The following is a 26,984-nucleotide window of genomic DNA, read 5'->3' as shown; positions in this document are numbered from 1 at the left end:
CCATCCCTGCACCCCCTGCACGCAAGGACTCCTGGTGATCACACGAATCTTGGTGCCGCTCGCCGCCTTGTCGCTGCTGGCCGGTTGTTCCGGCTCGGACCAGCCGCCCGCCGCTCCCGACGCGCCGCCCCCGCCCGCCACCAACCAGGTCAACGTCGCCACGGACCCGTGCACCCTGTTGACCGACGACGAGGTCAGCGCGCATGTCGGCGCCAAGGTCAGCGGCGTGCCCGACGACCTGCCGACCGTCGGGCGCGGCTGCCGCTGGGAGGCGCCGGATGGGGCGTCGTACGTGAGCGTCATCCTCAACACCCCGGCCTTCCCCGACGTGAGCAGCACGGCCAGAAGGACCGTGGACATCGGCGCCAAGAAGGGCTCGGTGCTGGCCGACGACGGCCTGTACTGCCTGGTCTACGTCAACGGTGGCACGCCTTGGCTGCAGTTCGGCAGCCAAAGCGCGGACACCGGCAAACCGGTCGAGAAGACCTACGAGTGCGATCGGTCGATGCCGCTCGTACGCAAGGTCGTGGCCAACCTCAAGTGGTAGGAGAGGTTGACCGGCCGGCCGGCTGTTCGGCCAGCCGGAAGACCAGGTCGGTCTCCCACTGGGTCATGTCGGGCTCGACGCGGGGGTCGGTCTTGAGCACTTCGAGCCGGCAGCCCCACTGTTCGCCCTGGTCGGTGTCGGTCTTGTCCCAGCTCAGCCCTTCACCGTCGGCCCAGGTGAGCAGCCGGCCGGTGACGTCCACCAGCTCGTCGGGGTGGCCGACGTGGGTGAGGCTGACGTAGCGGCCCGCGGGCAGCACGGCGCCGAACACGTCCCCCTCACCCTCGATGACCCCGAGGGTCGGGATGCCGGCCTCAACCTCGAGGTGAGCTTGCATGTCGATCAGGGTGTAGCGGAAGAACGGCGCTCCGGCCAGGTGCACGCCCCGCGCCAGCAGGGAGCCGATCAGCTCCGGCAGCCGGTCGGCGATCTCGCTGAAGGTCTGCATGGTCACGGTGCCGCGCACGGCCGCGTAGGGCTGTTCTGGGCGCTGGATGATCTCGGGTTTCACACTCACGTCCTCTGGACGTACGAGCACGGCGGAACTCATCGCCGGTGGCGCCGCGACCGCGGCGAGAACCAGCGCCGGCACCTGTCCGCTCAGCGTTCTGGTGCTTCGCCGCGGGCGCAGGCCTCCGCGCGGTCGCGCAGCAGCGCCTGTTCGCGGGCGTTGCCGGTCAGCGCCGCGGCGCGTTCGAACTCGGCGTGTGCCTCCTGGTAGCGGCCGAGTTTGGCCAGCAGGTCACCGCGGACGGCCGGCAGCAGGTGGTAGGCCTTCAGGCTGGGCTCGTCGGCGATCATGTCGATCAGTCGCAGCCCGACGTCCGGGCCGAACGCCATGGACAGCGCCACCGCCCGGTTGAGTTCCACGATCGGTGAACCGGTCAGGTCGGCGAGGTCGGCGTAGAGCGCGGCGATGCGGGCCCAGTCGGTGTCCTGCGCGACGCGGGCGCGGGCGTGGCAGGCGGCGATCGCGGCCTGCAGCGTGTACGGCCCGGCTTTCTGCCCTGTCTCGCGGTCGAGCGTTTCGGCTTTGCCCAGTGCCGCCAGGCCCCGGCGGATCAGCATCTGGTCCCACTGCGACCGGTTCTGTTCCAGCAGCAGGATCGGTTCGCCGTTGGCGCCGGTGCGGGCCTTGGCACGGGACGCCTGGATCTCCAGCAGCGCGACCAGGCCGTGGACCTCGGCGTCCCGCGGGGCGAGCCCGGCCAGTACGCGGCCGAGCCGCAGTGCTTCGTCGCACAGGGCGGGCCGCAGCCAGTCGTCGCCCGCGGTGGCGGAGTAGCCCTCGTTGAAGATCAGGTAGATGACCTCCAGGACGGCCGCGAGCCGTTCGGCGCGCTGCGCCGCCGGTGGGATCTCGAACGGGATCTTGGCGTCGGCCAGCGTCCGTTTGGCGCGGACGACGCGCTGCTGGATGGTGGACTCGCCGACCAGGAAGGCGCGGGCGATCTCCTTGGTGGTCAGTCCGCCGAGCATCCGCAGGGTCAGCGCGACCTGTGCCTCGGTGGACAGCACCGGGTGGCAGGCGGTGAACACCAGTCGCAGCACGTCGTCGCCGATGTCGTCGTCGAGCGCGGCGTCGATGTCCGGTTCGGGGGCCGCGCCGCCGGTCTCGATCTCGTGCCCGAGTTGCTGGACCTTGCGGGCCAGTACCTGTTCGCGGCGGACGTGGTCGATCGCGCGGTGTTTGGCCGTGGCCATCAGCCACGCGCCGGGGTTTTTCGGCACGCCCTGTTCCGGCCACTGTTCCAGGGCCGCGACCAGCGCGTCCTGTGCCAGTTCCTCGGCGCGGCCGACGTCCCGCACGATCCGCGCGAGCCCGGCGATCACCCTGGCCGACTCGATCCGCCAGACCGCGTCAATCGCCCGATGTGTCTCGGTTACCGTCACGAGACGGCATCACAGCAGGTACCGGGCCTGTGCCGCAACCGGCCGCCGCACTCGCTGTGCCTGTGCCGGCGTGTGACCTGGCGGAGGCTGGTCACACGCCGTGCGACGCGAGCGGCTCGGTCGTCCGGACCGGGTCAGGGGTCCTACCGTTCGAGCCGGTCGGTCAGCTTCGGCCAGCCTTCCGGTGAGTCCTCCCAGGTCTCCTGCCTGCCGTACGGGGTGAAGTCGATGAAGTTGTACGGCGTGAACAGCTGGTCCAGACCGCGGGTGTAGGCGGTGTAGGTGTGGAAGACCTCGTCGCCGTCGCGCAGGAAGACGCTGTTGGCGGGCATGTCGCCTTTCATCATCTCCTCGGGGAAGCCGCGCTGCTTGAGTTCCTCCTTGGACAGGTAGTTGTATTCCACCGGGCGGCGGGACTCGTCCAGCGACGCGTGCATGTCGTAGCTGAAGTCGCTGCCGTGCGAGGAGTACCAGGGGAAGGTCCAGTCGTGCTTGGCCTTGTAGGCCTGGATCTTCTCGGCGGGCGCGCGGCTGACCGCGGCGAAGGTGATGTCACGGGAGTGCAGGTGGGCCAGTACCTGCGGGGTGAAGTTCATGCCCGCCGAGGCGGTGCAACTGGGACAGCCGGTGTCGAGGTCGTCGCGCCACATGAAGTGGTGGATGTAGAGCTGGGAGCGTCCTTCGAACAGCCCGGCGAGGCTGAGTTCGCCGTCGGGGCCGGTGAAGACGTAGTCCTTCTCGACGCGCACCATCGGCAGCCTGCGCCGTTCGGCGTTGATCTGGTCGCGGAGCTTGGTCGCCTCCTTCTCCTTGGCGAGGAGTGCCTTGCGAGCGGCCAGCCATTCCTGCTGGGACACCACTGGCGGCAACGCGGTTGTCATCCGGTTCTCTCCTTCGGGTCAGTGTTGGGCTCTACATAGGCAGATCCTCAAGATCATGTGAACTCATCGCCGTGATCCCGATGAATTCCTGCAAACTGGGCTGTCCATAGTGGTGACGGACCGTCGTGTGTGGAGGGGAATGGGTGTGACCAGGTCGTTGTCGTCCACGGACGACGAGTTCCAGCGGTCGGCGGATCCCTATCGTGCCGAGCTGCTCGCGCACTGTTACCGGATGCTGGGGTCGGTGCACGAGGCGGAGGATCTGGTGCAGGAGACCTACCTCAAGGCGTGGCGCGGGTTCGGGGCGTTCGAGGGCCGCTCGTCGATCCGCACGTGGCTGTACCGGATCGCGACCAACGCGTGTCTGAGTGCGTTGCAGGGGCGCGAGCGTCGGCCGTTGCCGGTGGGGTTGTCGGGTGACTCGGGGGATCCGGCGGCGCCGCTGGTCGAGCGGTCCGAGGTGCCGTGGCTGGAGCCGTTCCCGGACACGATGCTGGATCCGGCGGCGGTGGTCACCGCGCGGGAGACCGTACGGCTGGCGTTCATCGCCGCGTTGCAGTACCTGCCGCCGCGGCAGCGGGCCGTGCTGGTGTTGCGGGACGTGTTGAGGTGGCAGGCCGCCGAGGTCGCCGACATGTTGGGCACGACGACCGCGGCGGTCAACAGCGCGTTGCAGCGGGCGCACGCGCAGCTGGCGTCGGTGACGCCCACTCCGGACGATGTCGTCGAGCCGACCGGGGCGCGGCAGCGGGAGTTGCTGGAGCGGTTCATGGCGGCGTTCGAGGCCAAGGACATCCCGGCGATCGTCGCGGTGTTCACCGACGACGCGGTCATGCAGATGCCGCCGTTCGCGCACTGGTATCGGGGCGGGGAGGCGATCGCGCGGCTGGTGCGGATGTGGTGCCCGGCGCATCGGGACGATCTGCGGCTGGTGCCGATCCGCGGCAACGGCCAGCCGGGGTTCGCCACGTACATGCGCGGGTCGGTGATCGGTGGTGCGAGCGGGTCGTTCGTGCCTTGGAAGCTGGAGTTGCTGGAGCTCGACGAGCGGGGTGTGCGGCAGTCGGTGTCGTTTTTCGACACGTCGTTGTTCGCGGTGTTCGGGTTGCCTGCTCTTCTTTAGTCGCCGGTCATGTCGGCGACGAGTCTGCCCGCGACGCCTCCCTGTGCCAGCTGGTCCAGTGCGCCCGGGATGTCGTCGAAGCCGATGGTGGTGATCAGCGGGGTGACGGTGCCGTCGGCGATCATCGCCAGCAGGTGGCGCAGTTCGTCGCTGGTGCCGGCGTTGGCGCCGACGATCTCGGCGTTCTTGAGCACGAGCTGTCCGATGGGGATGTGCGCGACGGGGTCCTCGATGCCGACGACGACCACGCGGCCGCTGTGGCGGATGCCGTCGACGGCGCCGGTGATGGTCTCGCTGTACCCGGCGAAGTCCACGACCAGGTCGAGTTCGAGCCCGGCCAGTTCCGCCGCGCTGCGCACGACGGTGGTGGCGCCGAGCCGGCGGGCGGTGGGGGCGAGCGCGGCTTTGCGGACCACGGCGGTGACGTCGGCGCCTGCTGCCGCGGCGATCTGCACGCCGAAGCTGCCCAGGCCGCCGATGCTGATGATGCCGACCTTCATGCCGGGTCGCAGGCCGCCTTTGGCGTGCAGGGCGTGATAGGACGACAGGCCCGCGTCGGTGGCGACCGCGGCCTGCGGGAACGACACGCCGTCGGGGATCGGGACCAGTCGCTGTGCCGGGACGCGGACGAGCGCGGCGAACCCGCCGTCGGAGGTGACGCCGGGAGCGTCCATTCCGGTGCGGATGGCCACGCGGTCGCCGACCGCGAAGTCCTCGACTCCCGCTCCGGTCTGGGTGATCACGCCCGCGGTCTCGTGGCCGAGCACGATCGGGACCGCGGCACCGGCGAGGGTGCCGCGGGCGAAGCTGACGTCGGTCTGGCACAGTCCGGCGGCCATCGTGCGGAGCACGACTTCGCCGGGTCCGGCCGTCGGGTCGGGAAGCCGGGTGAGTCGCAGTGGTTGGCCGGCAGCGGTGAGACGCCACGCGCGCATGTGCCCATCTCCTTCGTTCAGCCGACTGGTTCGAGCCGGGCCAAGGGGAACCTCCGCTCGGTTTTCTCCTCGTAGGTGTGGATGTCGGGCCAGTACCGGGTGAACCGGGTGTAGAGGCGCAGCCACTCCGGGCCGTGGCGGACGATGGTGGGCCTGGTGGTGATCGTGCGGTCGCCGACCTCGATGGTGACCACGTCGGCGGCCTCGACGTTGAGGAACCACTCGGGGGTTTTCGGCGCGCCGCCCGCGCTGCCCATCAGGACGTAGGCGCCCTCGTCGGGCAGGTAGATCAGGGGCGTGATCCGTTCTTGGCCGCTTCTGCGGCCGACGTGGTGCAGCAGGGCGACGTGCGCGTGGGCGAAGAACCCGCCGACGGCGCCGTTGTTGGCCCGGAACTCCTCGATCACCTGACCGTTGAAGTCGCTCAACCCCGACATCTCCTTAACGGTGCTTAATGGCTCTTGTACATCGTTAAGGATGTATTCGTCGTTGATAAGGTGTCAAGGGTGAAGCTCACCGTGGACGTGATCGCGCGTGCGGCGCTGGAGATGCTGGACGACAGCGGCCTGGACGGGTTGTCGATGCGGCTGCTGGCGAGCAGGCTCGAGGTGCGGTCGGCCGCGTTGTACTGGCACGTGAAGAGCAAGAACCAGCTGCTGGACGTGATGGCCTCGGCGATCTTCAACGACGCGGCCGACGGGCTGGAGGCGCCCCGCGCGGGTGTGAGCTGGCAGGAGTGGCTGGCCGGCTGGGCGCGGCAGCTGCGTCGCGCGATGCTGCGCTACCGCGACGGTGGGCGGATTTTCGCCAGCAGCAGCGTGTCGGAGCCCGCGTTGTTCCGCGCGACCGAGCTGGCGCTGCGTACGTTGCAGGACGCGGGGTTCGACGTGCAGCCCGCCGCTCGCAGCCTGGCGGCGCTGGTGCACTACGCGGTCGGGTTCACCATCGAGGAGCAGAACCACGCCTACAAGGCCGACACCCCGCACGGCGCGCTGGACACCGCGCGGTTCCCGTTGACCGCGCAGGCCTATGTGGACGACAACCTGTTCGACCCGAACACCGACGAGTGTTTCGAGTACGGCATGCAGATCATCCTCGCCGGGATGCAGGCCACCAACGCCGTGACGCCGTCGTAGTCACCCGTTGTGGCACCACAGTCGGGTGAAGTCCGGCCCACGCGGGGCTGTGCTCGGTGAATGTGGAGGCAGCGTCCTCAACGAACAGGGGCTCCCATGCGCATGACCCGGCTGCTCGCCGTCGTGGCCTCGGCGGCCACTCTGCTGGCCACCGCCGCCACGGCCACCTCGGCGGCTCCGAGATTCGAGCACTACGTCGCCCTCGGTGACTCGTACACGTCCGGCCCGTTCATCCCGATCCAGCGGACGAATCCGCTCGGCTGCGGGCGCTCGACCGCGAACTACCCGTCGGTGCTGGCGGCGGCGCTGCAGGTAAGCGAGTTCACCGATGTCAGCTGCGGTGCCGCGGACACCACGAACATGACCCTGCCGCAGCCGGTGCCGTTCAACGGCACCAACCCGCCTCAGCTGGACGCCCTGCGGGCCGGCACGGACCTGGTGACGATCGGCATCGGCGGCAACGACTTCAGCGTCTTCGGCACCGTCATCTCGACCTGTCCGGATCTGCGGGCGAGCGACCCGACCGGTAATCCGTGCCAGAGGCACGTCACGGCCGACGGGGTCGACACGATCGCGGCGGCTTTCGAGAAGACGCGGCCGCGTGTGGAGGCGGTTCTCGCCGCCATCCACCAGCGCTCCCCCCATGCTCGCGTGCTGGTCGTGGGTTATCCGCGGATCACGCCCTCGAGTGGCACCTGTCCGGACATCCTGCCGTTCGCTGACGGCGACTACGCCTGGTTGCAGCAGGTCCAACAGGCCATGAACCGGATGCTGGAGAACGCCGCCGGCGCGGACGGCAACGCCACCTATGTCGACACCTTCGGCCCTTCGGAGGGGCATGACGCGTGTGCGTCCGGTGGCGCGGCGTGGATCAACGGCCGCACCGGCAACTTCTTCGTCGCGGCGGCCTACCACCCGTTCAAGCAGGGCATGGCGGGTGTGGCCGCGGTGGTGCGCCGGCACTTGACCTAGCGGACCTTCGCGAAGAACTCCCGGACGTCGCGGACGAACAGGTCGGGCACTTCGAGTGCGGCGAAGTGCCCGCCGCGGTCCATTTCGGTCCAGTGCACGATGTCGAGGTCGCGTTCGGCGAGCGCGCGCACGGGCTGGACCAGTTCGTGCGGGAACACCGCGACTCCCGCCGGGACGGGGCAGTGCAGGGATTTGCCGCGCAGCGCGGCGGATTCGTAGTAGATCCGCGCGGCGGACCCGGCTGTCCGGGTGAGCCAGTACAGCGAGACGTTCGTCAGCAGCCAGTCGTCGTCCACGGTGACGCCCGGGTCCGTCCATTCCTGGAATTTCTCCGCGATCCACGCGAGTTGCCCGACGGGTGAGTCGGTCAGCGCGTAGGCGAGGGTCTGCGGCCGGGTGGTTTGCTGGCGCAGGTATCCGGCGGGATTGGCGAGGTAGGTGCTGACCGCGGCCAGCCGGGCCTCGTCCTCGTCGGACAGGTCCACCGGGGCGCCGCGCAGGAGGGTCACCAGGAAGTTCAGGTGCACGCCGGCCACGCGCCCGGGATCCACGCCGCCGATGACGCGGGAGATCAGCGAGCCCCAGTCGCCGCCTTGCACGCCGTAGCGCTCGTAGCCCAGGCGTGCCATGAGTTTCGTCCACAGCCCGGCCACGCGGTGGGCGTCCCAGCCGGTGGTGGCGGTGGGGCCGGAGAAGCCGAAGCCGGGGATGGCGGGGATGACGACGTGGAAGGCGTCGGCCGGGTCGCCGGGGTCGGTCAGCGGGTCGATGACGTGGAGGAATTCCAGCACGGAGCCGGGCCAGCCGTGGGTGAGCAGCAGCGGCAGCGCGTCCGGGTGGGGTGATCGCACGTGCAGGAAGTGGATCTTCTGGTCGTCGATGACGGTGGTGAACTGGGGGTGGGCGTTGAGTTTCGCTTCCTGGTCGCGCCAGGAGAAGCCGTCCTGCCAGTAGGCCGCCAGGGCACGCAGCCGTTCGAGCGGGACGCCGTGGTCCCAGCCGACGCCGGGCAGTTCGTCCGGCCAGCGGGTGCGGGCCAGCCGGTCGCGCAGGTCGTCGAGGTCGGCCTGCGCGACCTCGCTGTGGAAGGGAACTACGGCGTCGCTCATGGTCGTCACGCTAGACCTGGGCCGAGGCCTTGTCGTGGATGGTCGTGAACGCCACGACGGCCGCGATCACGCCGAGTGCGGCGGTGGTGAGGTAGACGCGGTTGAGGCCGTCGACGCTGCCGTGTCCGGCCTGGAACACCAGGCCGAGCGCGGCGACGCCGAGTGTCTGCCCGAGTTGACGTGCGGTGGTGGACACGCCGACCGCGACGCCGACGCGTTCGGCGGGCACCGAGGCGAACAGCACCGCGCCCGTGGCGGGCATCAGCAGTCCGACGCCGAGTCCGGACACGACCAGGCCGGTCAGGATCGCGGTCGCGGTGGAGTCGTTGTCCAGTCCCGCTTGCAGCGCGCTGCCCGCGCCGCCGAGCAGCAGCCCGAGCGTGATCATGATCCGGGGTGGCACGCACTGCAACCGCCGCCCGGCGAGGGTGGAGGCGGCGAACGTGCTCAGCGCCAGCGGGACCATGGCCAGCCCGGCGGCGACCGGGCCGAGCCGGAGCGTGTCCTGCAGCCAGATCGAGGTGTAGACCAGGCAGGCGAACACGCCGGCGGTGATGGTCCCGCACACGATCAGGGCGTTGAACGTGGCGAGCCGGAACAGCGCCAGCGTCCCGGCGAGGTCGAAGCGTTTCCCGCGGGTGCCGGGCACGGCCGGGACGCTCGTGCGCGTCAGTGCGATCGCCAGCGCCGCCAGCGGCAGGTTGGCCAGGAAGATCGCCTGCCAGCCGAGGTACTGGGTGAGCAGTCCGCCGAGCATCGGCCCGGCCGCGGCGGCGAGCCCGTTGACCGCGCCCCAGATGCCGATGGCGATGCCGCGGTCACGGCCGTCGTAGCTGCTGCCGATCAGGGCGAAGGTGGTGACGGCCATGGCCGCTCCCCCGATGCCTTGCACGCCGCGTGCGGTGATCAGCACCGTGACGGTCGGTGCCAGGGCGCAGGCCAGTGACGCGACGGCGAAGACACCGAGGCCCGCGAGGTAGACGGCGCGGTGGCCGTGGCGGTCGGCGACGGATCCGGCGGCGAGCATGAGTGCGGCGAGGACCGCGGTGTAGATGTTGAGCACCCATTGCAGGGGTGTCAGTGACGCGTGCAGGTCGCGGCCGATGTCGGGCAGCGCGACTGTGACGGCGGTGGTGTCGATCAGGAACAGCAGTGAGCCCAGGCTGATCGCGATCAGCGCTCCCCACTTGCGCATGGGTTCTCCTCTCGTGGTGACCGGGTGGTCGTGTCGAGATTCGACCCGTTGGAGGGATTGCCCTGCGTACAACCATGATCTACGAGGGAAACTGTCAGGGTTTACGCTTCCGTGATGGATCCCGTCACGCTTGATGCCGTTGATCGCGGCGTGCTGCACGCGTTGCAGATCGACGGCCGTGCCCCGCTGAGAACCATCGCGTCCGTCATCGGGGTTTCGGAGAACACGGTGGCGCGCCGCTATCAGCGCCTGCGTTCGGCCGGTGTGGTGCGGGTCGCGGGTGTGGTCAACGGTGCCCGGTTGGGGTACACGCCGTGGACGCTGCGGTTGCAGTGCACGCCGGACGCGGCCACCGCTGTCGCGGCGGCGTTGGCCGCGCGACCGGACACGTCGTGGGTGTATTTGCTGTCGGGCGGTACGGAGATCTCGTGCAGCACGCAGTCGCGCACGGCCGGCGAGTGGGATGAGCTGCTGTTGTCGAAGTTGCCGCGCACGCGCCGGGTGACGTCGGTGGCGGCGCATTCGATCCTGCGGATCACCGCCTCGCCGTACCGGTGGTCGGGGTTGACGTGGCTGGACGCCGACCAGGTGGCGCATTTGACGCCCGCGCCGCCCACGACCGATGACAGCCCGATGTCGCTGGAGGTCTCGGATCACGCGTTGCTGGAGGCGTTGGGGCGGGACGGTCGGATGGGGTACGCGGAGCTGGCGTCGCTGACGGGCTGGTCGGATTCGACGGTGAAGCGGCGGATGGAGCAGCTGCGGCGGGCGGGTGTGCTGACGTACTTCCTGGATGTGCCGGCGGCGACGCTGGGGTATGGGGTGGAGGCGAGGTTGTGGATGCGGGTGCGGCCGTCTCGGTTGGCGGCGACCGCGGAGGCGTTCGCGCGGCACCCGGAGGTGTCGTTCGCGGCGGTGACGACCGGGTCGTCGAATTTGGTCGCGGCGGTGAATTGCCGTGACAGCGCGGACTTGTACCGGTATCTGACCGAGCGGGTGTCGGCGTTGGACGCGGTCCGCGAGGTGGAGACCGCGCCGGTGATCAGGACGGTGAAGCGGGCGGCGGCGTTGCTGCCGGGCTGAGCGTGCCGGTGGATGATCCGCCGGTCGGCTCGCCTGGCCGGGTCTGCTCGACGGCGTGGTGCAGCGCGGTGATGAAGGCGGTGGTCGCGGGCGGGTCGGGCGGGTCGCCGTAGCTGGCCAGGGAGACGCTTCGCCGGAAGTCGGGCAGGACGCTGGCCTCGATGCCGGGCGCGCGGTGGGTGCGCAGCGCCAGCCCGGGCATGGTGGTCACGCCCATGCCCGCGGCGACGAGTGCCTGCTGGACGATGGTGTCGTCGCTGGTGTAGGTGATGTGCGGGACGAAGGACGCCCTGTGGCAGGCGTCGAGGAACTCGCGGCGGCAGTTCTCGCAGCCGGCGATCCAGGTGGCGTCGCGGTTGCCTGCGAGTGTCTGGCCGGGGTGGAGGCTGAGCAGGTACATCGGGTCGTCGAACAGGTGCGTGGCGCGGATGTCGCCGGGTGTCGTGTCGTCGTAGCGGAAGATGACCGCGACGTCGACCTGCCCGGCCCGCAGCAGGTCCAGCGCCACACGCGGGTGGGCCTCGACCAGGTGCAGTTCGATGCCGGGGTGCTCGCGGCGCAGGGTGCCCGCGGCGTGCGGCACCAGCGTGGCCAGCGCCGACTGGAAACCGGCGACCCGGACGCGGCCGGTGCGCAGGCCGACCATCGCGGACAGTTCGGCGGCGGCGGTGTCGACCCGGCCGACGATCTCGGTGGCGCGGCGGGCCAGGTGTTCGCCTTCCGGGGTGAGCCGGATGCCCCGGCCGGCGCGCTGGACGAGTTTGGCCCCGGTCTCGGCCTCCAGCCTGGCCAGGTGGTGGCTGACGGCGGGCTGGGAGTAGTTCAGGTGCTTGGCGGCCTTGGTGACCGAGCCGTGCGCGGCGATCGCCGCGAGAATCCGTAACCGCAGGACATCCAGCATGCATCAAGAGTACGCATGGGTTTGCCAGATCATTGTCATTGGACGAATGAGTCCGGCGGCGGGAGGCTGAGCGGGACACGAGGAGGACAGATCATGACCCGCTCCCTGACCACGCTCTCCGGGCTCGTCGCGGCGGTGCGCCAGGCGACTGACGTGCGGACCGGCTGGACCGACACCGCGGACCTGGTCGCCGACCAGCTCCGCGCGCACTTGCCTGGCCCCGGGATCCTGACGCCCGAGCAGCGTCTCGGTCTGCCCGACCGGGTGGCGGGCCACCTGGTGCACGCCGAGCCCGACGGGGCGTTCTCCATTCTCGGCCTGGTCTGGCGTCCCGGGCAGAGCACCCAGATCCACGACCACATCACCTGGTGTGTCGTGGGTGTGCTGGCGGGCGTCGAGCACGAGGAGCTGTTCGACGAGGCGCTCAATCCCGTGGGCACGCGGGACAACCCGCCGGGCGAGGTCAGTGGCTTCGCGCCGCCCGGCGACATCCACCGCATCCGCAATGCCGGTGACGAGATCGCCGTCAGCCTGCACATCTACGGCACGGACATCACCCGCGTGGGCTCCAGTGCCCGCCGCTACTACGACTGAGGAGCTCCGCCCATGGACCAGCACGCCGCCGACGAGGTGCTCAACCGGCCGCAACCCCGCGGTCGCGCTGACGATCGACACCGAGTCGCACCCGCCGACGGTCCTGCTCGTGCGTGGGGGTGGCGGAGCTGGATGTCGTGGACGGCATCCCGGACGAGTACATGCGGTGGAACGGCACCTACGAGATGACGCCCGAGCAGTGGGCCGAGTGGGAGGTCTGGGGTGCGTGCGCTCTATGACGGCATGGTCCGGGTCGTGGTGAGGCCGACGTGGGCGAAGCTGATCGACTTCGAGACCACTCTGCCGACCGCCATCGAGGAGCTCATGCAGCGGCGGAAACAACGCCAGCTCAGCTGAACGCGGCCACGCGGCCCACGAAGGGAGATCATCATGGACGGTACCGGACGGCGAGGGACGATCCAGCGGCTGGACAACGTCGCCATCGTGGTGGAGGACCTCGCGGCGGCGACGGCGTTCTTCGCCGAACTCGGACTGGAGCTGGAAGGCGAGGCGACCGTCGAGGGCAGCGCGGTGAGTCACCTGGTCGGGCTGGAGGGAGTCCGGTCGGAGGTCGCGATGATGCGCACCCCCGACGGGCACGGACGGCTCGAGCTGACCCGCTACCGGACGCCGCCGAGCCCGGACGGTGATCCGCGTGCTCCGGTGAACACGATCGGCACCCATCGCGTCATGTTCGCGGTCGAGGACATGGACGACATCCTCGACCGATTGCGGCCGCACGGAGCCGAACTCGTCGGCGAGGTGGTGACCTACGGCAGCAGTTACCGGCTCTGCTACCTGCGCGGCCCCGCGGGCATCATCGTCGCGCTGGCCGAGCCGGTCCCGTGAACCGGCCCCGGCCGTCGGGCGGGGCCGGGCCGGTTCACGCGGCGCAGGTGGCGGGCTGGGGTTCGGCGGTGACGGTGGGGCGGGTGCGTTCGGCCCAGCGCACGGCGGGTCCGATGAGCAGGCTGGTGATGAGGAAGACGGCGCCCAGCACGATCCAGCCGGGGATGCCCCAGGTGACGATCAGCGTGGTCAGCAGCAGCGGCGCGATGACCCGTGCGACGGCGAGGCCGTTGCCGAACAGGCCTTGGTATTGGCCGTGCTTGTCGGGCGGGGCGAGCGCGAAGCTGATCTCCCACGCACCGGCGGCCTGCATCATCTCGCCGTAGGTCTGCACGAGCGCGGCCGCGAGCAGGATGCCCGCCGCGAGCCACGCCGAGGTGCCCAGTGCGGACAGGGCGAACACGACGCAGGCGATCAGCAGCATCACGCCCGCGTGCCGCATCGAGCGCACCGCGGTGGCCAGTGAGGTGACGCCGCGGGCGACGCGGACCTGGAACAGCACGACGGAGACGGTGTTGAGCAGCAGGATCGCGGAGACCATCCAGCGTGGCGCGTCGGTGTGCTGCACGATCCACAGCGGTGTGGCCAGGGTGATCAGCGGGATGTGGAGCAACATGACGGTGTTGAGCAGTGCCAGTACCGCGTAGGGGCGGTCGCGCAGGACGGCGAGTTTCTTGCCGCCGGTGGCGGGTGCGGGCGGTACTTCGGGCAGGGGGCGCAGGATCGCCGCGCAGGCCAGGAAGCTGACGGCGTCCACGGCGAAGATCACCGTGTAGGCGGTGGGTGTGTCGAAGTACAGCGCGAGGCCGCCGAGGCCGGCGCCGATGGCGATGCCGCCGTTGACCGCGGCCTGGATGACCGCGCGGATCCGGGTGCGTTGCTCGGCGGGCACGAGCCCGGCCAGCAGGGCTTGGCGTGCGCCGGTGAGGCCGCACTGGGCGCTGGTGTAGAGGCAGACCGCGAGCAGGAACGGCCAGAACGAGCGGGCCACGAGGAACGCGCTGATCGTGGCGGCGGTGGCGATGGCCAGCAGGATCGAGGTGGTGCGGGGGCCGCGCTGGTCGGCGAGGTGACCGAGCGGGACTCCGGCGACGAACCCGGCAGCCCAGCCGATGGTCAGGCCGAGGCCGACCTGGGTGGCGGACAGGCCGACGACGCGGGTGAAGTACAGCGCCGAGGTGACGTAGAAGGCGCCGTCGCCGATCGAGTTGGTGAGCTGAGCTGCTGCGAGTCTGCGCATGAGGGGAAATCTATGGCGTACATTGGTCGGGTGTTATAGCCAATTTCCGTCCAACTGAATGGACCAATGGATTTTCATGTCAGCCTGTCCGGCCGGGGCGATCTGTCCGCGCGGATCTACCGTGAGCTGCTGGCGGCGATCCTGGACGGCCGGTTGCGGCCGGGTGAGCGGCTACCACCGACGCGGGAGCTGGCGCGGCGGCTGGAGGTGTCGCGCACGACGGTGACCGAGGCCTATGAACGGTTGACCGCGGAGGGGTTCCTGGTGGGCCGGGTGGGTGCGGGCACGTTCGTGACCGACCAGCCGGTCAAGCCCGCGCGGCGGGCCGTGCCCCAGCGGCAGGCGCGGGTGCGTGCGCGGCGGTTGTGGGAGTCGGTGAGCGAGCCGTCGGTGGACGCGGTGCTGCCGTTCGATTTCCAGCTCGGTGTGCCCGACGGCCGGTTGTTCCCACTGGAGACGTGGCGGCGGTTGGTGGCGCGGGAGTTGCGGGCCAAGAGCGTGCATCCGGCCCGGTATGCCGACCCGGCGGGGCACGCGGGGTTGCGGCAGGCGATCGCGCGTTTCGTGGGTGTGTCGCGGTCGGTGGTCGCGGACGCTGAGGACGTGGTGGTCACCCAGGGGGCGCAGCAGGCGCTGGACGTGATCGGGCGTGTGCTGGTGGATCCGGGTGACGTGGTCGCGGTGGAGGAGCCGGGCTACTCCCCCGCCCGGCGGTTGTTCCAGTCGCTGGGCGCGCGGGTGGTCGCGGTGCCGGTGGACGGTGAGGGCATTGACGTGACGGCGATCCCGGCCGCGGCGCGACTGGTGTACACGACGCCGTCGCATCAGTTCCCGTTGGGCACGGCGATGTCGTTGGCGCGGCGGACGGCGTTGCTGGCGTGGGCGCACCAGCGGGGCGCGGTGATCGTGGAGGACGACTACGACAGCGAGTTCCGGTTCTCCGAGCGCCCGTTGCAGCCGTTGCAGAGCATCGACCGCGGCGGCCGGGTGGTGTACGTCGGGTCGTTCTCCAAGATCATGCTGCCGATGCTGCGGGTGGGGTTCCTGGTGGCGCCGCCGTCGCTGCGCGCGACGCTGCGCACGGCCAAGCAGCTGGCCGACATGCACGGCGATCCGGTCACACAGGCGGCGTTGGCGCGGTTCATCGAGGAAGGGTTGCTGGCCCGGCACATCCGCAAGGCGACCCGGGAGTACGCCGCCCGCCACGAGCTGATCACGACGACGCTGCGGTCCGGGGTGGGCTGGCTGGAACTGGTGCCGTCGTCGGCGGGCCTGCACGTGTGCGCCCGCACACGGTTCGACCCGGCGCCGCTGGTGGCGCGGGCGCGTGCCGACGGGGTCGCGGTGCAGGCGTTGGCTGATTTCTGCGCGGGCGCGCCCCAGCACGGGATCGTGCTGGGGTACGGCGGGATCGAGGTGCCGCGGATCGCGGAGGGGTTGCGCCGTCTCGCCGCGGCCCACCGGTAGGGGGGACCGGAATACGCCAGAAACCTGCCGCGGCCTCCAATAGCTGCGTCGGCGTGGGCTGTCTCGGTGGCTTGGTGCACGGTGGCCAGGCCGGGTTTGACGTAGCGCTGCACCGACCGCAAGGACTTGTGTCCGGTCTTGGCCATGATTGCGTTGGCGGAGGTGTTGTTCTCGCCGAGGTGCGTGGCTGAGCTGTGTCGGAGTTGGTGCAGTCGGAGCCCGTCGGCGTAGTGCGCGAGCAGGAGGCGTGCGCGGGGGTACCCGAGTCGAGCCCGCCCGGTCTCCGGGCAGATGTGCGTGGGATCGGTGGTGGCTAAGCGGTGCGGGCCGGGCCGGTACTCGGACAGGAACAGCGGACCGCTGGTGCGGCCGGGGCAGCAGATGTGCGGTGTCGGTGCCCCAGGTGATCCACATGGTGTCGCCGCCCTTGGCGACGATCCGGGCCTGTTTGTCGGGAAGGTCCAGGTCTTCGATGGTCAGCGCGAGCACCGCGCTCGCGCGGGAGGCGGACTCGTAGAGCATCCGCCACAGCGTCTTTTCCCGCGGTGGCACGTCCCTCCGCCGACACAGCCGGTCGACCCGGGAGCGGGACACTGCCTTGGTGTCGTCGTTGTTCTCCCGCCGCCGCTCCGTCGCGGCCGGGAGCACGGGGGCACTCCGGTTCTGCTTGTCGGCACACCAGGTCAGCCAGGAGCCCACCGCGGCGCGGTTGCGGTTCCAGGTCGAGGGGGCCACCTGGTTGCAGAGCGTGGCCAGTGCCTCGCAGATCTCCTCGTCGTCCACACCGGCCAGCGTCCGGTCGGGACCGAGTTGTTCGCCGGTCCGGTCGAGCACGTTGGTGTAGGCGCGCAGGGTGTTCGAGTTGCCCTTGATCTTCGGGGAGTCGAGGAAAGCGTCGATCGAGGCCCGGACGGTCGGTCCACCGGCCGTGCTGGTGGAGGGTGTGCGCCACCGGGTCTTCAGTGTCGTGACGGTCGCCGCCATCGCCGAACCCCTTGTCCAGATCGACCTACCGGATAACGCGCAGGAGTCACACTCCGGTCGAGTGTCACCGGACTCCGGCTTCTGCGGTCAGAGGTGGTCTGGCATGGTCGTGCTACGGCGGGCGCGGAGCGCGCGGACCCTGCCTCGGCTCGCGCATGCCGGGGACGGGCACCATCGCCGACGTCCTGGTGGGTCACTAAAGACACCTCGGCAGTCGCGTTCCGGGCAGCTTTTCAGGACGAGCCGGTCGGCGCCGGTTAGCTGGTCCACGGCTTGGCGGGCGATCCGGACAAGGGCATCCCCGACTGTCGCCGGCCGTTCGCGTCGCAGCCGGTCGTCCGCAGCCAGGCGGACCGGATCGTTGTGTTCGTCCAGGAACGCGATCAAGTCCTCGACCGCGCCTGCGGGTGGTGGCTGCTCGTCGACGGTAGCCAGGGCAAGAACGCGCAGTGTCTCCCGCAGTTGGCAAGCCTTCAGCAGGTCGTCTTGATCTGGCGGCCGAGCCGGGGACAGTTCGCAGCACTCCAGCCACTCGGCGAGCCGGCGGGGCGTCGCCAGCCGCTCGACCGGGTTCGCACTGAATGTACGGCCCTGGGTGGCGAGCAGGTTCAGCCACACGGCGCCACAATCAAACCGGAAGGCAAGCATGTTCTCCTCCACCATCACCATAGGAGCACAGTAACGCTTTGGCCGTTACAGGTGCTAGCATCCTTGTAACGCACAAAGCGTTACAAGGATTGAAGACGAGGACATCGCCATGACGACGGGCCAGCCCCTGTCGAAGCAGTTGACACCAGCACGGTTGGATCGCGACGAGGGATACCGCCTGCTGGATCTCTTGCAGGACACCGCGACCCAGCAGGCGACCCTGCCCGGCCTCGAGCAACTCGCCCCGGGCTATGCCGACTGGATCGTCACCACGCTCTTCGGCGGCACCTACCTGCGGGAGGGGCTGTCACTGCGCGACCGGCAACTCGTCAACCTGGCGGCCCTGACCACACTCGGCGGTGTCGACCCGCAATTGGCCGGTCACGTCCGGACCTCACTGCGCGTTGGCATGACCCGTCAGCAGGTCATTGAGGTGTTCGTGCATCTGGCGCCCTACATCGGAGTGCCCAAGACACTGGCAGGGCTGCGCGTCGCCGCGTCCGCCCTCGCCGACGCAGAGCAGGAACCCACGCGGTGACTGCGGCGATCCGGACCGTACTCGGGGACATCGCGCCCAAGGAGTTGGGCGTCTGCGATGCCCACGATCACCTATTCATCCGCTCCCCCATGTTGCCCGGTCAGGAACTGGACGATGCCGCAGCCGCTCTCGCCGAGTTGAACGCCTTCACCGCGCTGGGCGGGCGGGCGGTGGCGCAATGGACGCCATGGGGCATGGGGCCACGAAACGATGATCTGCCCAAGCTATCCCGGCAATCCGGTGTTCACATCATCTCGGCCACCGGAATGCACCAGGCGAAGCACTACGACCAAGACGAACTGCGACGCGTCTACGACCAGCTGGCCGGCCTGTTCGTCCACGAGCTAACTGGCGCACAGACGACAGCAGGGATGATCAAGGTCGCCGGCGCCTACCACCACCTCGACGACCACGCCCGACACGTCATCGCGGCCGCGGCTGAGGCACACCACGCCACCGACGCGCCCATCGGCATCCACCTCGAAGGTGGAACCGCCGCCCTGGACGTGCTGCACCTGCTGTGCGACACGCATCGAGTCCCTGCACACCGGGTGATCCTCGGCCATGTGCACCGATTCCCGGACACGCGAGTCCACCGGCAGGCCGCCGAAGCTGGAGCGTTTCTCGCCTTCGACGGCCCATCCCGCGCACACCACAGCACCGACTGGCGCCTACTAAACAGCCTCGCCACTCTCGCCGACGCCGGCCACGCCCAGCGAATCCTGCTCGGCGGCGACACGACCACAAGGACGGCCAGGTCCAGCGCAGACGGACCGGGGATGCCGTTCCTGCTCAGAAGCCTACGCCCACGAATCGAGCGCGAACTTGGCCCCGACATCGCATCCATGATTCTCATCGAAAACCCATCCCGCGCGTTCGCGGCGAACTGGCGCGACAGGCGCCCATGACATCTTGAATCGCGAGCCCAAAAGAGGCTGCCAACTCGGCCCCTGGTCCCTAGACCGGGCTACGCGGCCGGACCGCGGTGTTCGCCGGATACCCGGCGTCCACCCGGCCGCGTTGCGGGTCAGCTCGTGGCGGTAGTGCGTCACCAGCCCGGCCGCGTCGATCGGGATACCGGCCTGGGCGCAGAAGTCCACCGCCACGGCCGACATCTGTCCCAGGTCATCAGCTGGGCGTGCAGGTTGGCGTGAGAGTCCGAGCCCACCACCGCGATGTCCCCCGGACCGCAGTTCGGCGGCAAGGTAGGAGAACACGCAGACCTCCAGGTGCCGGCGCGCGAGCATCCCCGGCCTTTGCTTGTCGCGCAACACCTTGCGCCACGCGTCGCTGGCGAAGGCGTCCACGTTCACGTTCACGCCGACCGTGGTCTTCTGGCCGTCCGCCTCGATGGTCGCGGTCGCGGGTATCCAGTCGCTGCGCCGGTCCCGGACCGCGCGGATGAGCTCCACCGCGTCCAGCACTGACGCATCCGCGCTGGTCGCCTCCAGTTCGATCGCGTCGACCAGGGTGTACAGCACCGGCCGGTGCGAACGGTAGAACCGCTCCAACAGCGGGTCGATCCCGCCCGCGTCCTCCAGCACCTTGAGCACCAGCCGACCAGCCCGCTCCGCCACACCCACGGCGTCCGGACCAGGCTGTTCCTCGTCACCATGTGGCTCGACGGTGACAGGGTCGGCGGCAGTGGTGGCCTCGCGGGCCGCGGCCAGCACCTCGCCGAAGACACCGATCAGCCGCTCGGTCTCCGCGCGATTGGCCGCCTGGATCTCCTCCAGCCGCTCCCGGCCCTTCTTGTGCAGGGCGGCCATGCGCTTGCAGAACATGGTCACCACCTCGTCCCGCGCCCCGGTGCGGCACTCGTGCACAAGACTGATCAGCAACGTCAGCCGCTTGTCCTCATTGAGCACCTTGCGCATGTCCGCCGCGTCGGTCACCCGCGCCTCACCGGCGAAGTGCCCGACCTTGCCCGGCGGGACGCCCTGAAGCCACACCTCGGTCGGCCCCAACGCATCCAGCGCGGCCTGGTGCGCCAAGCGGTCCTTGAACCTGCCCAGCGTCGCCGCCTGCGCCGAGTCCTTCAACCGGTCGAACTGGCTGCGCCTCGTCGTCGGGTCAACCAGTAGCAGGCGCTCCAACCCGGCCCGCTGTATCCGGTCCAGCCGGGCCGCCACCGTGGTGACCATGCCGCGGTTGACCTCGGTGCGGATCGCGGCGGTCATCGCGTCCAACGTGGTGTAGCCCGGCAGCTCACAGCTCTGCCGCACCAGCTCGTCCAACGCCACGTTGGTCAGGTCCGCCGGGTTGTCCTTGGACTGCACCGCCGTGCGGATCGCCGCCTCGGCCACCGCCCGCACCTTGGCCGGGGTACTTCACGCCATCCGCGTGCGCACGTAGTCGCTGTGCCGCCACAACGTTCGGTCCGACTCGTGGACCGCCTCCACCGCTTCGGCCAGCTCCAGCCTGCCGCGCACGTGCTCGACCACCACGGTCGGCACGTCGGGAGCTTCGGGAAGTACCCCAGTCGTCGCTGGTAGCACTTGAGCAGCACCATAAGCGCCAGGAAGTGCTGCTCAGTCGTGGTCTTGGACCTGGCCCACTCCTCCACTGGCCTCTGACCAGCGGCTACCGGATCCTCGCGGCAGGTTTCCGGCGTATTCCGGTCCCACCCCCGGTAGGCGGGCCAATTTCGCGCGATTGGTTATGGGGCGCCCCGAGCCGGGCTTCTAGCGTCGGGGTATGCGAATCCGGATCATCGACGCGTTCACCGACCAACCGTTCCGCGGCAACCCCGCGGCCGTGTGCCTGCTGGAGGGGCCGTGGCCGGCCGAGTCGTGGATGCAGCAGGTCGCGTTCGAGATGAACTTGTCCGAGACCGCGTTCGCCCGCCCGCTCGAGGACGGCACCGCGGACTACGCGTTGCGGTGGTTCACCCCGGAGGTCGAGGTCGACCTGTGCGGTCACGCGACGTTGGCCACGGCACACGCGCTGCGTTCCGACGGTGTCGCGCCGGCGTCGGTCCGGTTCGCCACGCGCAGCGGAGTGCTTGTGGCCCATAGCCGTGACGACGGGGCGTTCACGTTGGACTTCCCGCGCTCGGAGATCACCGATGACCCCGATCTGCCCGCGGGGCTCGCCGAGGCGCTGGGCGCCCCGGTCGTGGCGGCGTTCCGCACGGGGGCGCTGGGCGATCGTCTGCTGTTGCTGTCCGATGAGGACACGGTGCGGGGGCTGCGGCCGGACTTGTCGGCGGTGGCGCGGATCGAGGCTGAGCACGTGCTGTCCGGGGTGTTGGTGACCGCGCAGGCGGCCCGTGCCGGCAGCGGCTACGACTTCGTGTCCCGGCTGTTCGCGCCGGGGCACGGGATCCCGGAGGACCCGGTGACCGGGAGCACGCACACCGCGCTGGCGCCGTTCTGGGCGCGGCGGCTGGGCCGCACGAGCCTGGTGGGGTTGCAGGTGTCGCGGCGGACGGGGGTGGTGCGAACGGAGCTGGTGGGTGATCGGGTGCATCTGACGGGCAGCGCGGTGACCGTGATGGACGGCGCGCTGCGGATCCCGGTCGTCGCGGCGTAGGCGCCGGGCGTGGCGGCACTCCGCGGAGTGCCGCCACGCGGGTCACAGACCCAGCAGTGCCGTGGCCGGGTCGGTCTCGGGTGGCCCGGCGGGGCGCCATTCGCCGTCCCGCAGCCGGTAGGGGTACCAGCGGCCGTCTTTGCCCAGCCGCAGTTGTGCGGTGCCGGCGGTCCAGTGGTTGCGGGTCTGGGTCAGCTCCGGCAGGTCCGGCCCGGACAGGGCGGCGGCGGCGTGGGCGAGGTCGGTTTTGCCGGGCCGCCACGTGGTGTCCAGGACTTCCAGTCCGGCGGCGCCGCCGTGGGTCCAGGCCCGTACGGCGTGGGTGAGGTCGTGTCCGGTGGCGTCGGTGAGCTGCTGGGTGAGCGCCGGGTAGGTCGCGGCCCAGCGGACGGTGTCCTGCCGTTCGGTCAGCTCCGGTGGCGGGATGCCGTCGAGCAGGGCCTGGGCCCGGGCGGCGGCGTCGGTGACGAGGTAGCGCAGCATGGACGAGGGCGGTCCGCTGCGCAGGTGCAGTTCGTCGAGCAGGTCGGCCTCGCCGCGGCCGCGGATGAGCAGCAGCACGAACGGGTCCTCGTCGATCAGCCACGCGACCTGGTAGGACAGTGCGGCGGCGTGCCGGCAGGGCAGTTCCCACCCGTCGCAGTCGCAGTCCGGTTCCAGGTCGGTCATCTGCGGCAGCAGCGGGACCTCGGCCGCGGTCAGGTCGTGGGGCATCTCCTTGTCCAGCAGCGCCGCGATGTACCCGGCTTTCGCGGCGACCCAGTCCAGCAGCCGGGCCCATTCGGTGTCGGTGAGTTGTGCGATGTGGACCGACGTGGTGTGCGGGGTGCGGTCGCTGCCGTAGACGGTGGCCGCGATCCGGCCGCGGCTGACGGTGATCGGCCCGACCTGGCCGCCGTAGGCGTACTTGCGGCCGATCTTCATCTGGTTGCCGTCCAGCGCGGCGTCCTCGATCGCGGTGATCCAGGCGTTGCCCCACCACGAGCGGGCGAACCGGGCGCGGCGGCGCGCGCCCGCCGGGAACGCGGGGAAGCCGCGTGCGTCGTTCACCATGTCGGCCTCAGTTCGATCAGGTCGGCCAGTTCGGCGTCGGTCAGTTCGGTCAGCGCCGTCTCGCCGGTGCCGAGCACGGCGTCGGCGAGTTTCTTCTTGTCCCGCAGCATCTGGGCGATGCGGTCCTCCAGGGTGCCTTCGGTGATCAGCCGGTGGACCTGCACCGGCCGGGTCTGGCCGATGCGGTAGGCGCGGTCGGTGGCCTGGTCCTCCACGGCCGGGTTCCACCAGCGGTCGTAGTGCACGACGTGGTCGGCGCGGGTGAGGTTCAGGCCGGTGCCCGCGGCTTTGAGCGACAGCAGGAACACCGGCGCCTCGCCGTCCTGGAACCGGCGCACCATGTCCTCCCGTTGCCCGACAGGGGTTCCGCCGTGCAGCAGCTGGGTGGTGACGCCGCGGTCGCGCAGGTGCCGTTCCAGCAGCCGGGCCATGGTGACGTACTGGGTGAACACGAGCACCGAGCCGTCCTCGGCCAGGATCGTGCCGAGCAGTTCGTCGAGCAGTTCCAGTTTGCCGGACCGGCCGCGCAGCGCGGGTTTCGCCTCGCCGGTGAAGTGGGCGGGGTGGTTGCAGATCTGTTTGAGGCCGGTCAGCAGTTTCATGATCAGCCCGCGGCGGGCGATGCCGCTGCTGGCCGTGATCTCCGCCATCACCTCGTCGACGAGCGCCTGGTAGAGCCCGGCTTGTTCGCGGGTGAGCGCGACCGGCTGGTCGGTCTCGGTCTTCGGCGGCAGTTCGGGCGCGATGCCGGGGTCGGATTTGCGGCGCCGCAACAGGAACGGCCGCACCAGGGGCGCCAGCCCCGCGGGACTGCCGTCCCAGCGTTCCCGGAACGCCGTGAGCGGCCCGAGCAGCCCGGGGGTGGTCCAGTCGAGGATCGCCCACAGTTCGGACAGGTTGTTCTCCACGGGTGTGCCGGTCAGCGCGACGCGTGCCGTGGACGGGATGCGGCGCAGCGCTTGGGCTGTGCCGGACGCGGGGTTCTTGACGTGCTGTGCCTCGTCGGCCACGAGCAGGCCCCAGTCCTGGCCGGCGAGGGTGGCGGCGTCGACGCGCATGGTGCCGTAGGTGGTCAGCACGAATCCGCCGTGGAGGTTGTCCAGTGAACGGGTGGTGCCGTGGAAGCGGCGTACCGGGGTGCCGGGGGCGAACCTGGTGATCTCGCGTTCCCAGTTGCCCAGCAGCGACGCCGGGCAGACCACGAGCGTGGGTTTGCCGGGGTGTTCGGTGGCCCGGTGCAGGTGCAGCGCGATCAGGGTGATCGTTTTGCCCAGGCCCATGTCGTCGGCGAGGCAGCCGCCGAGGCCGAGTGAGGTCATCCGGTCCAGCCACCGCAGGCCGCGCAGCTGGTAGTCGCGCAGGGTCGCGGCCAGCCCGGCGGGCGCGGTGATGTCCTCCGTGCCGGAGTCGGGGTCGGCGATGCGTTGCCGCAGCGTTTCCAGCCAGCCGGTGGCCACGGCGGGCACGTGGTCGCCGTCGACCTCGGCGCTGCCGGTCAGCGCGGCGCCGAGCGCTTCGACGGCCGGCAACGGTTTGAGGTCGCGTTCGCGGGCTTTGTGGGCGAGCGCGGGGTCGACGAGCAGCCATTGCCCGCGCAGCCGCACCAGCGGCCGGTGTGCCTGGGCCAGCAGGTCCAGCTCGGCGTCCGAGAGTGCCTGCCCGGCGAGGGTGAGCTGCCAGCTCAGGTCGAACTCGGTGCCGTGGTGCGGGCTGCCGCCGATCACGGCGTGCGCGGCGAGCGAGCGGGCGACGTCGGCGGGCCACAGCACGTCGACACCCGCTTCGGCCAGGCGTTGCGGCGCGCCGCCGAGCAGGTCGGCCATGTCGTGGTCGGTCAGGACGAGTTCGCCGGGTCCGGTGTCGTCGAGGAACCGTTCCAGCGTCGGCCATGCCGGGGTGGCGCGGCGGACCGCGAGCATGGTCGCGGCGTTCCAGTCGCCCGGGAATTGCAGCGTGGCACGGAATTCGGGTACCGGGGCGGCCAGGTCGACGGTCAGCCGCAGCGCGAGGCGGACGGTGGCGTCCAGCGCGCCGCGGGGCATGCGCTGCGGTTCCCACGCGGCGAAGGCCTGCCCGCCGAGGACGTGCGGCGCGGCCGGGGTGCGGGGCAGCGTGTCGGCGACGGCGTCGGCGAACGCGTCGGTCTCGTCGCTGTCGACGCGCCACATGTCGTAGCCGCCGGGTGAGATCGCGGGCGCGATCCTGCCGTCGGCGACCAGGCGCAGGGCGCGGCGGGTGCGCGGGCCCCAGTGTTCGTCCCCGAGCAGGGCGGCCAGTCGGTCTGTCGTGGACAGTGCGGCGCCGACCGTGGCCCGGACGGTGCCGTCCGGGCCACGGAAGACGAACTGGCCGGCCCGTGGCGGGTCCGCCGGTTCGAACTCGATCAACGGCTCAACCTCCGGTAGCGGCGCACGGCCAGCGGGAAGAAGATCGCGAGCAGGAGCAGTGGCCAGACTACGGCCATCAGCACCGCGTTGTGGGTGATCCAGGAGTCGCCGGTGACGCCGGGGTTGCCGAACAGCTCGCGGATGGCGGTGACTGTGGACGAGAGCGGGTTCCACTCGGAGATGGCGCCGAGCCAGCTGGGCATGGTGCTGGTGGGGATGAACGCGCTGGACAGGAACCCGACCGGGAACTCCATGGTCTGGATGGCGGTGACCATGGCCTGGTTGGAGGCCATCAGGCCGCAGAAGATGCCGACCCAGATGAACGCGAACCGCACCAGCAGCAGCAACGCGAACGCGAGCACGGTCTCGCCGGGGCTGCCGTCGCTGTGCCAGCCCATGAGCAGCCCGCAGCCGACGAGCACGGCGAGCAGCAGCACCGAGTCGATCATGTCGGCGAGGCTGCGGCCGAGCAGGACGGCCGCCGGGGACATCGGCATGGACCGGAACCGGTCGGTCACGCCCTTGGTGATGTCCTGTGCGACGGCGGTCATCGTGGTGCCGATGCCGAAGAGCATGTTCATGGCGAACATGCCGGGCATCAGGAACTGCTTGTAGTCCCCGCCGCCGGGCACGATCATCGCACCGCCGAGCAGGTAGCCGAAGATCAGCGCGATCAGGATGGTGAAGAACAGGCCGAACAGCACCGAGCCCGGTTCACGCACCCAGTGGATCAGGTCGCGGCGGGTGATCGTCCAGGTGTCGGCCAGTGCCCACCTCATGCCGCCTCCTTGTCGGTCAGTGCCAGGAAGACCTCGTCGAGGGTCGGCCTGCGCAGCGCGATGTCCTCGATGTCGATCTCGGCGGACTTGAGTGCCCGCGCCACGTCGACCAGCGCGGTGACGCGGTCGGTGACCTGGACGCTGACCTTGCGGTTGTCCTCGTCGACCTCGGCGTCGGCGCCGGTGACCTTGCCGGTGAGCCCGGCGGCGTGCGGCAGGTCGGCGACCGAGTGCAGCACGACGTCGATCCGGTCGCCGCCCAGCCGGGACTTGAGCTGGTCGGGGGTGCCCTCGGCGATCACGGTGCCGTGGTTGATCACCGAGATGCGGTCGGCCAGCTGGTCGGCCTCGTCGAGGTACTGCGTGGTCAGCAGGACCGACGTGCCCGCCGCGACCATGTCGCGCACGGCCTGCCACACCTCGCTGCGGCTGCGCGGGTCCAGGCCCGTGGTGGGTTCGTCGAGGAACAGCACCTGGGGCGAGAGGATCATGCTGGCCGCGATGTCCAGCCGCCTGCGCATCCCGCCCGAGTAGGTCTTGGCCGGGCGGGCGGCGGCGTCGGTGAGGCCGAAGTGGTCGAGCAGTTCGTCCGCGCGCCTGCGGGCCTGCTTGGTGGTGAGGTGGAAGAGCCTGCCGAACATCTCCAGGTTCTGGCGCCCGGAGAGGATCTCGTCCACCGCGGCGTGCTGGCCGACGAGTCCGATGCGCCGTTTCACCTCCTTGTACCGCGTCCTGACGTCCAGGCCCGCGACCTCGGCGCGGCCCTCGTCGGACCGCAGCAGGGTCGCGAGGATGCGCACGGCGGTGGTCTTGCCCGCGCCGTTGGGGCCGAGCAGTCCGCAGACCGTGCCCTCCGCCACGGTCAGGTCGAACCCGTCGAGTGCGTAGTGGTCGCCGTACCGCTTGCGCAGCCCCTCAGCGACGACGGCGAGTCGTTCGGCCATTCGAGTACCCCACTCCATATTAAAACTTGAATGCCGGGGCCGGGAGTATGCCCGACTTGGTCCGATCCATGCAAATTTGAGTCCGCCGTGGGCCCCGCGTGGACGCCGTGCCCCGGGAAGTCCGCTGAGCGGTCAGTTAGCGCGGTTCGTGAGGTTCACCGGCACACCTGTACCTGGGGTCGACGAAGCTGG

Annotated in this window: 30 protein-coding genes and 1 pseudogene; 14 read left to right on the top strand and 17 right to left on the bottom strand. The window is 70.1% G+C overall.

Going from position 1 to position 26,984, the window contains the following annotated elements; all coding sequences use genetic code 11:
• The first annotated feature begins 34 nt into the window (after nt 1–34).
• Nucleotides 35–547 carry a DUF3558 family protein gene (locus AOZ06_RS27225; RefSeq protein WP_054292000.1) on the top strand — a complete coding sequence of 171 codons (513 nt, stop codon included), beginning with the start codon at nt 35–37 and terminating at the stop codon, nt 545–547.
• Here AOZ06_RS27225 and AOZ06_RS27220 read toward each other — a convergent pair.
• The 3 genes from AOZ06_RS27220 to AOZ06_RS27210 form a co-directional block, all read right to left on the bottom strand.
• Complete coding sequence (locus tag AOZ06_RS27220) at nt 537–1,139, bottom strand: GyrI-like domain-containing protein (RefSeq protein WP_236951754.1); 603 nt, start codon at nt 1,137–1,139, stop codon at nt 537–539. The two genes, AOZ06_RS27225 and AOZ06_RS27220, sit on opposite strands and share 11 nt — an antisense overlap.
• Before the next feature lie 8 nt (nt 1,140–1,147).
• Nucleotides 1,148–2,440 (bottom strand): RNA polymerase sigma factor, encoded by a 1,293-nt coding sequence (locus AOZ06_RS27215; RefSeq protein ID WP_054291999.1) that lies wholly within the window; start codon nt 2,438–2,440, stop codon nt 1,148–1,150.
• Nucleotides 2,441–2,583: 143 nt separating this feature from the next.
• Nucleotides 2,584–3,321, bottom strand: a complete 738-nt coding sequence (locus tag AOZ06_RS27210) for a DUF899 domain-containing protein (protein ID WP_054291998.1) — start codon at nt 3,319–3,321, stop codon at nt 2,584–2,586.
• 145 nt (nt 3,322–3,466) lie between these two features.
• On the opposite strand from AOZ06_RS27210, the gene AOZ06_RS27205 reads away from it, so the two are divergent.
• Entirely contained in the window at nt 3,467–4,444 is a 978-nt protein-coding gene (locus tag AOZ06_RS27205; protein ID WP_236951753.1) for a sigma-70 family RNA polymerase sigma factor, read from the top strand.
• Here AOZ06_RS27205 and AOZ06_RS27200 read toward each other — a convergent pair.
• Nucleotides 4,441–5,379 (bottom strand): zinc-binding dehydrogenase, encoded by a 939-nt coding sequence (locus AOZ06_RS27200; RefSeq protein ID WP_054291996.1) that lies wholly within the window; start codon nt 5,377–5,379, stop codon nt 4,441–4,443. The genes AOZ06_RS27205 and AOZ06_RS27200 overlap by 4 nt on opposite strands.
• 17 nt (nt 5,380–5,396) lie before the next feature.
• Nucleotides 5,397–5,816, bottom strand: a complete 420-nt coding sequence (locus tag AOZ06_RS27195; protein ID WP_054291995.1) for a nitroreductase/quinone reductase family protein — start codon at nt 5,814–5,816, stop codon at nt 5,397–5,399.
• Nucleotides 5,817–5,885: 69 nt separating this feature from the next.
• Between AOZ06_RS27195 and AOZ06_RS27190 the strand changes: the two genes are divergently transcribed.
• Together AOZ06_RS27190 and AOZ06_RS27185 are read left to right on the top strand one after the other, a co-directional pair.
• Entirely contained in the window at nt 5,886–6,515 is a 630-nt protein-coding gene (locus tag AOZ06_RS27190; RefSeq protein WP_054291994.1) for a TetR/AcrR family transcriptional regulator C-terminal domain-containing protein, read from the top strand.
• Nucleotides 6,516–6,611: 96 nt separating this feature from the next.
• The gene (locus AOZ06_RS27185) at nt 6,612–7,487 is read left to right on the top strand and encodes an SGNH/GDSL hydrolase family protein (RefSeq protein ID WP_054291993.1); all 876 of its coding nucleotides are present in this window, start codon (nt 6,612–6,614) and stop codon (nt 7,485–7,487) included.
• Here the strand turns inward: AOZ06_RS27185 and AOZ06_RS27180 are convergent.
• Together AOZ06_RS27180 and AOZ06_RS27175 are read right to left on the bottom strand one after the other, a co-directional pair.
• The gene (locus AOZ06_RS27180) at nt 7,484–8,596 is read right to left on the bottom strand and encodes an epoxide hydrolase family protein (protein ID WP_054296950.1); all 1,113 of its coding nucleotides are present in this window, start codon (nt 8,594–8,596) and stop codon (nt 7,484–7,486) included. The two genes, AOZ06_RS27185 and AOZ06_RS27180, sit on opposite strands and share 4 nt — an antisense overlap.
• 10 nt (nt 8,597–8,606) lie before the next feature.
• Complete coding sequence (locus AOZ06_RS27175) at nt 8,607–9,791, bottom strand: MFS transporter (protein ID WP_054291992.1); 1,185 nt, start codon at nt 9,789–9,791, stop codon at nt 8,607–8,609.
• 114 nt (nt 9,792–9,905) lie between these two features.
• Here AOZ06_RS27175 and AOZ06_RS27170 point away from each other — a divergent pair, with 114 nt between their 5' ends.
• The gene (locus tag AOZ06_RS27170; protein ID WP_054291991.1) at nt 9,906–10,874 is read left to right on the top strand and encodes an Lrp/AsnC family transcriptional regulator; all 969 of its coding nucleotides are present in this window, start codon (nt 9,906–9,908) and stop codon (nt 10,872–10,874) included.
• Here the strand turns inward: AOZ06_RS27170 and AOZ06_RS27165 are convergent.
• Nucleotides 10,834–11,775 (bottom strand): LysR family transcriptional regulator, encoded by a 942-nt coding sequence (locus tag AOZ06_RS27165; protein WP_083471964.1) that lies wholly within the window; start codon nt 11,773–11,775, stop codon nt 10,834–10,836. The genes AOZ06_RS27170 and AOZ06_RS27165 overlap by 41 nt on opposite strands.
• Nucleotides 11,776–11,868: 93 nt before the next feature.
• Here AOZ06_RS27165 and AOZ06_RS27160 point away from each other — a divergent pair, with 93 nt between their 5' ends.
• The 4 genes from AOZ06_RS27160 to AOZ06_RS27150 all read left to right on the top strand — a co-directional run bounded on the left by AOZ06_RS27160 (nt 11,869) and on the right by AOZ06_RS27150 (nt 13,218).
• Complete coding sequence (locus AOZ06_RS27160; RefSeq protein ID WP_054291990.1) at nt 11,869–12,369, top strand: cysteine dioxygenase family protein; 501 nt, start codon at nt 11,869–11,871, stop codon at nt 12,367–12,369.
• A 113-nt stretch (nt 12,370–12,482) separates the two neighbouring features.
• Entirely contained in the window at nt 12,483–12,608 is a 126-nt protein-coding gene (locus AOZ06_RS62490; RefSeq protein ID WP_470303321.1) for a hypothetical protein, read from the top strand.
• Nucleotides 12,592–12,726, top strand: coding sequence for a hypothetical protein (locus tag AOZ06_RS62485; protein WP_470303320.1), 135 nt, complete (start codon nt 12,592–12,594; stop codon nt 12,724–12,726). Before AOZ06_RS62490 ends, AOZ06_RS62485 begins: the two co-directional genes overlap by 17 nt.
• A gap of 33 nt (nt 12,727–12,759) precedes the next feature.
• The gene (locus AOZ06_RS27150; protein WP_054291989.1) at nt 12,760–13,218 is read left to right on the top strand and encodes a VOC family protein; all 459 of its coding nucleotides are present in this window, start codon (nt 12,760–12,762) and stop codon (nt 13,216–13,218) included.
• A gap of 34 nt (nt 13,219–13,252) precedes the next feature.
• Here the strand turns inward: AOZ06_RS27150 and AOZ06_RS27145 are convergent, their stop codons facing one another.
• Nucleotides 13,253–14,458, bottom strand: a complete 1,206-nt coding sequence (locus AOZ06_RS27145; RefSeq protein WP_054291988.1) for an MFS transporter — start codon at nt 14,456–14,458, stop codon at nt 13,253–13,255.
• Between the two features lie 66 nt (nt 14,459–14,524).
• On the opposite strand from AOZ06_RS27145, the gene pdxR reads away from it, so the two are divergent.
• The gene (gene pdxR, locus AOZ06_RS27140) at nt 14,525–15,925 is read left to right on the top strand and encodes a MocR-like pyridoxine biosynthesis transcription factor PdxR (protein WP_054291987.1); all 1,401 of its coding nucleotides are present in this window, start codon (nt 14,525–14,527) and stop codon (nt 15,923–15,925) included.
• Nucleotides 15,926–16,080: 155 nt separating this feature from the next.
• Here the strand turns inward: pdxR and AOZ06_RS60300 are convergent.
• Nucleotides 16,081–16,137, bottom strand: a pseudogene (locus tag AOZ06_RS60300) (hypothetical protein); the annotation flags it as partial.
• Nucleotides 16,138–16,526: 389 nt separating this feature from the next.
• Between AOZ06_RS60300 and AOZ06_RS60295 the strand changes: the two are divergent.
• On the top strand, nt 16,527–16,769 hold the full coding sequence (locus AOZ06_RS60295; RefSeq protein WP_054291986.1) for a hypothetical protein: 243 nt from the start codon (nt 16,527–16,529) through the stop codon (nt 16,767–16,769).
• A gap of 227 nt (nt 16,770–16,996) precedes the next feature.
• Here the strand turns inward: AOZ06_RS60295 and AOZ06_RS54590 are convergent, their stop codons facing one another.
• Nucleotides 16,997–17,578, bottom strand: a complete 582-nt coding sequence (locus AOZ06_RS54590; RefSeq protein ID WP_225952921.1) for a CGNR zinc finger domain-containing protein — start codon at nt 17,576–17,578, stop codon at nt 16,997–16,999.
• An 88-nt stretch (nt 17,579–17,666) separates the two neighbouring features.
• Here AOZ06_RS54590 and AOZ06_RS27125 point away from each other — a divergent pair, with 88 nt between their 5' ends.
• Both AOZ06_RS27125 and AOZ06_RS54585 read left to right on the top strand, forming a co-directional pair.
• A complete protein-coding gene (locus AOZ06_RS27125) occupies nt 17,667–18,095 on the top strand; it encodes a carboxymuconolactone decarboxylase family protein (protein WP_054291984.1) in 429 nt (142 codons plus the stop codon).
• Nucleotides 18,092–19,003, top strand: a complete 912-nt coding sequence (locus AOZ06_RS54585; protein ID WP_083471963.1) for a phosphotriesterase family protein — start codon at nt 18,092–18,094, stop codon at nt 19,001–19,003. Before AOZ06_RS27125 ends, AOZ06_RS54585 begins: the two co-directional genes overlap by 4 nt.
• Here the strand turns inward: AOZ06_RS54585 and AOZ06_RS27115 are convergent.
• Both AOZ06_RS27115 and AOZ06_RS61335 read right to left on the bottom strand, forming a co-directional pair.
• Nucleotides 18,896–20,401, bottom strand: coding sequence for a DUF4158 domain-containing protein (locus tag AOZ06_RS27115; protein WP_054291982.1), 1,506 nt, complete (start codon nt 20,399–20,401; stop codon nt 18,896–18,898). The genes AOZ06_RS54585 and AOZ06_RS27115 overlap by 108 nt on opposite strands.
• A gap of 24 nt (nt 20,402–20,425) precedes the next feature.
• Nucleotides 20,426–20,551 (bottom strand): hypothetical protein, encoded by a 126-nt coding sequence (locus tag AOZ06_RS61335; RefSeq protein WP_257721425.1) that lies wholly within the window; start codon nt 20,549–20,551, stop codon nt 20,426–20,428.
• Between the two features lie 241 nt (nt 20,552–20,792).
• On the opposite strand from AOZ06_RS61335, the gene AOZ06_RS27110 reads away from it, so the two are divergent.
• Nucleotides 20,793–21,629 (top strand): PhzF family phenazine biosynthesis protein, encoded by an 837-nt coding sequence (locus AOZ06_RS27110; protein WP_054291981.1) that lies wholly within the window; start codon nt 20,793–20,795, stop codon nt 21,627–21,629.
• A gap of 42 nt (nt 21,630–21,671) precedes the next feature.
• Here the strand turns inward: AOZ06_RS27110 and AOZ06_RS27105 are convergent, their stop codons facing one another.
• The 4 genes from AOZ06_RS27105 to AOZ06_RS27090 are packed head-to-tail and all read right to left on the bottom strand — an operon-like array spanning nt 21,672 to nt 26,792.
• Nucleotides 21,672–22,682, bottom strand: a complete 1,011-nt coding sequence (locus tag AOZ06_RS27105; protein ID WP_054291980.1) for an SWIM zinc finger family protein — start codon at nt 22,680–22,682, stop codon at nt 21,672–21,674.
• A complete protein-coding gene (locus AOZ06_RS27100; RefSeq protein WP_225952920.1) occupies nt 22,676–25,069 on the bottom strand; it encodes a DEAD/DEAH box helicase in 2,394 nt (797 codons plus the stop codon). Before AOZ06_RS27100 ends, AOZ06_RS27105 begins: the two co-directional genes overlap by 7 nt.
• Nucleotides 25,066–25,848, bottom strand: a complete 783-nt coding sequence (locus AOZ06_RS27095) for an ABC transporter permease (protein ID WP_054291979.1) — start codon at nt 25,846–25,848, stop codon at nt 25,066–25,068. The genes AOZ06_RS27100 and AOZ06_RS27095 overlap by 4 nt, the downstream gene beginning before the upstream one ends.
• The gene (locus tag AOZ06_RS27090; protein WP_054291978.1) at nt 25,845–26,792 is read right to left on the bottom strand and encodes an ATP-binding cassette domain-containing protein; all 948 of its coding nucleotides are present in this window, start codon (nt 26,790–26,792) and stop codon (nt 25,845–25,847) included. Before AOZ06_RS27090 ends, AOZ06_RS27095 begins: the two co-directional genes overlap by 4 nt.
• Between the last annotated feature and the right edge of the window lie 192 nt (nt 26,793–26,984).

This window comes from Kibdelosporangium phytohabitans (genome assembly GCF_001302585.1).
Classification (GTDB): Bacteria; Actinomycetota; Actinomycetes; order Mycobacteriales; family Pseudonocardiaceae; genus Kibdelosporangium; species Kibdelosporangium phytohabitans.
Note: the sequence above shows the minus strand (reverse complement) of the source record. Positions and strands in the feature narration are given on the sequence as shown.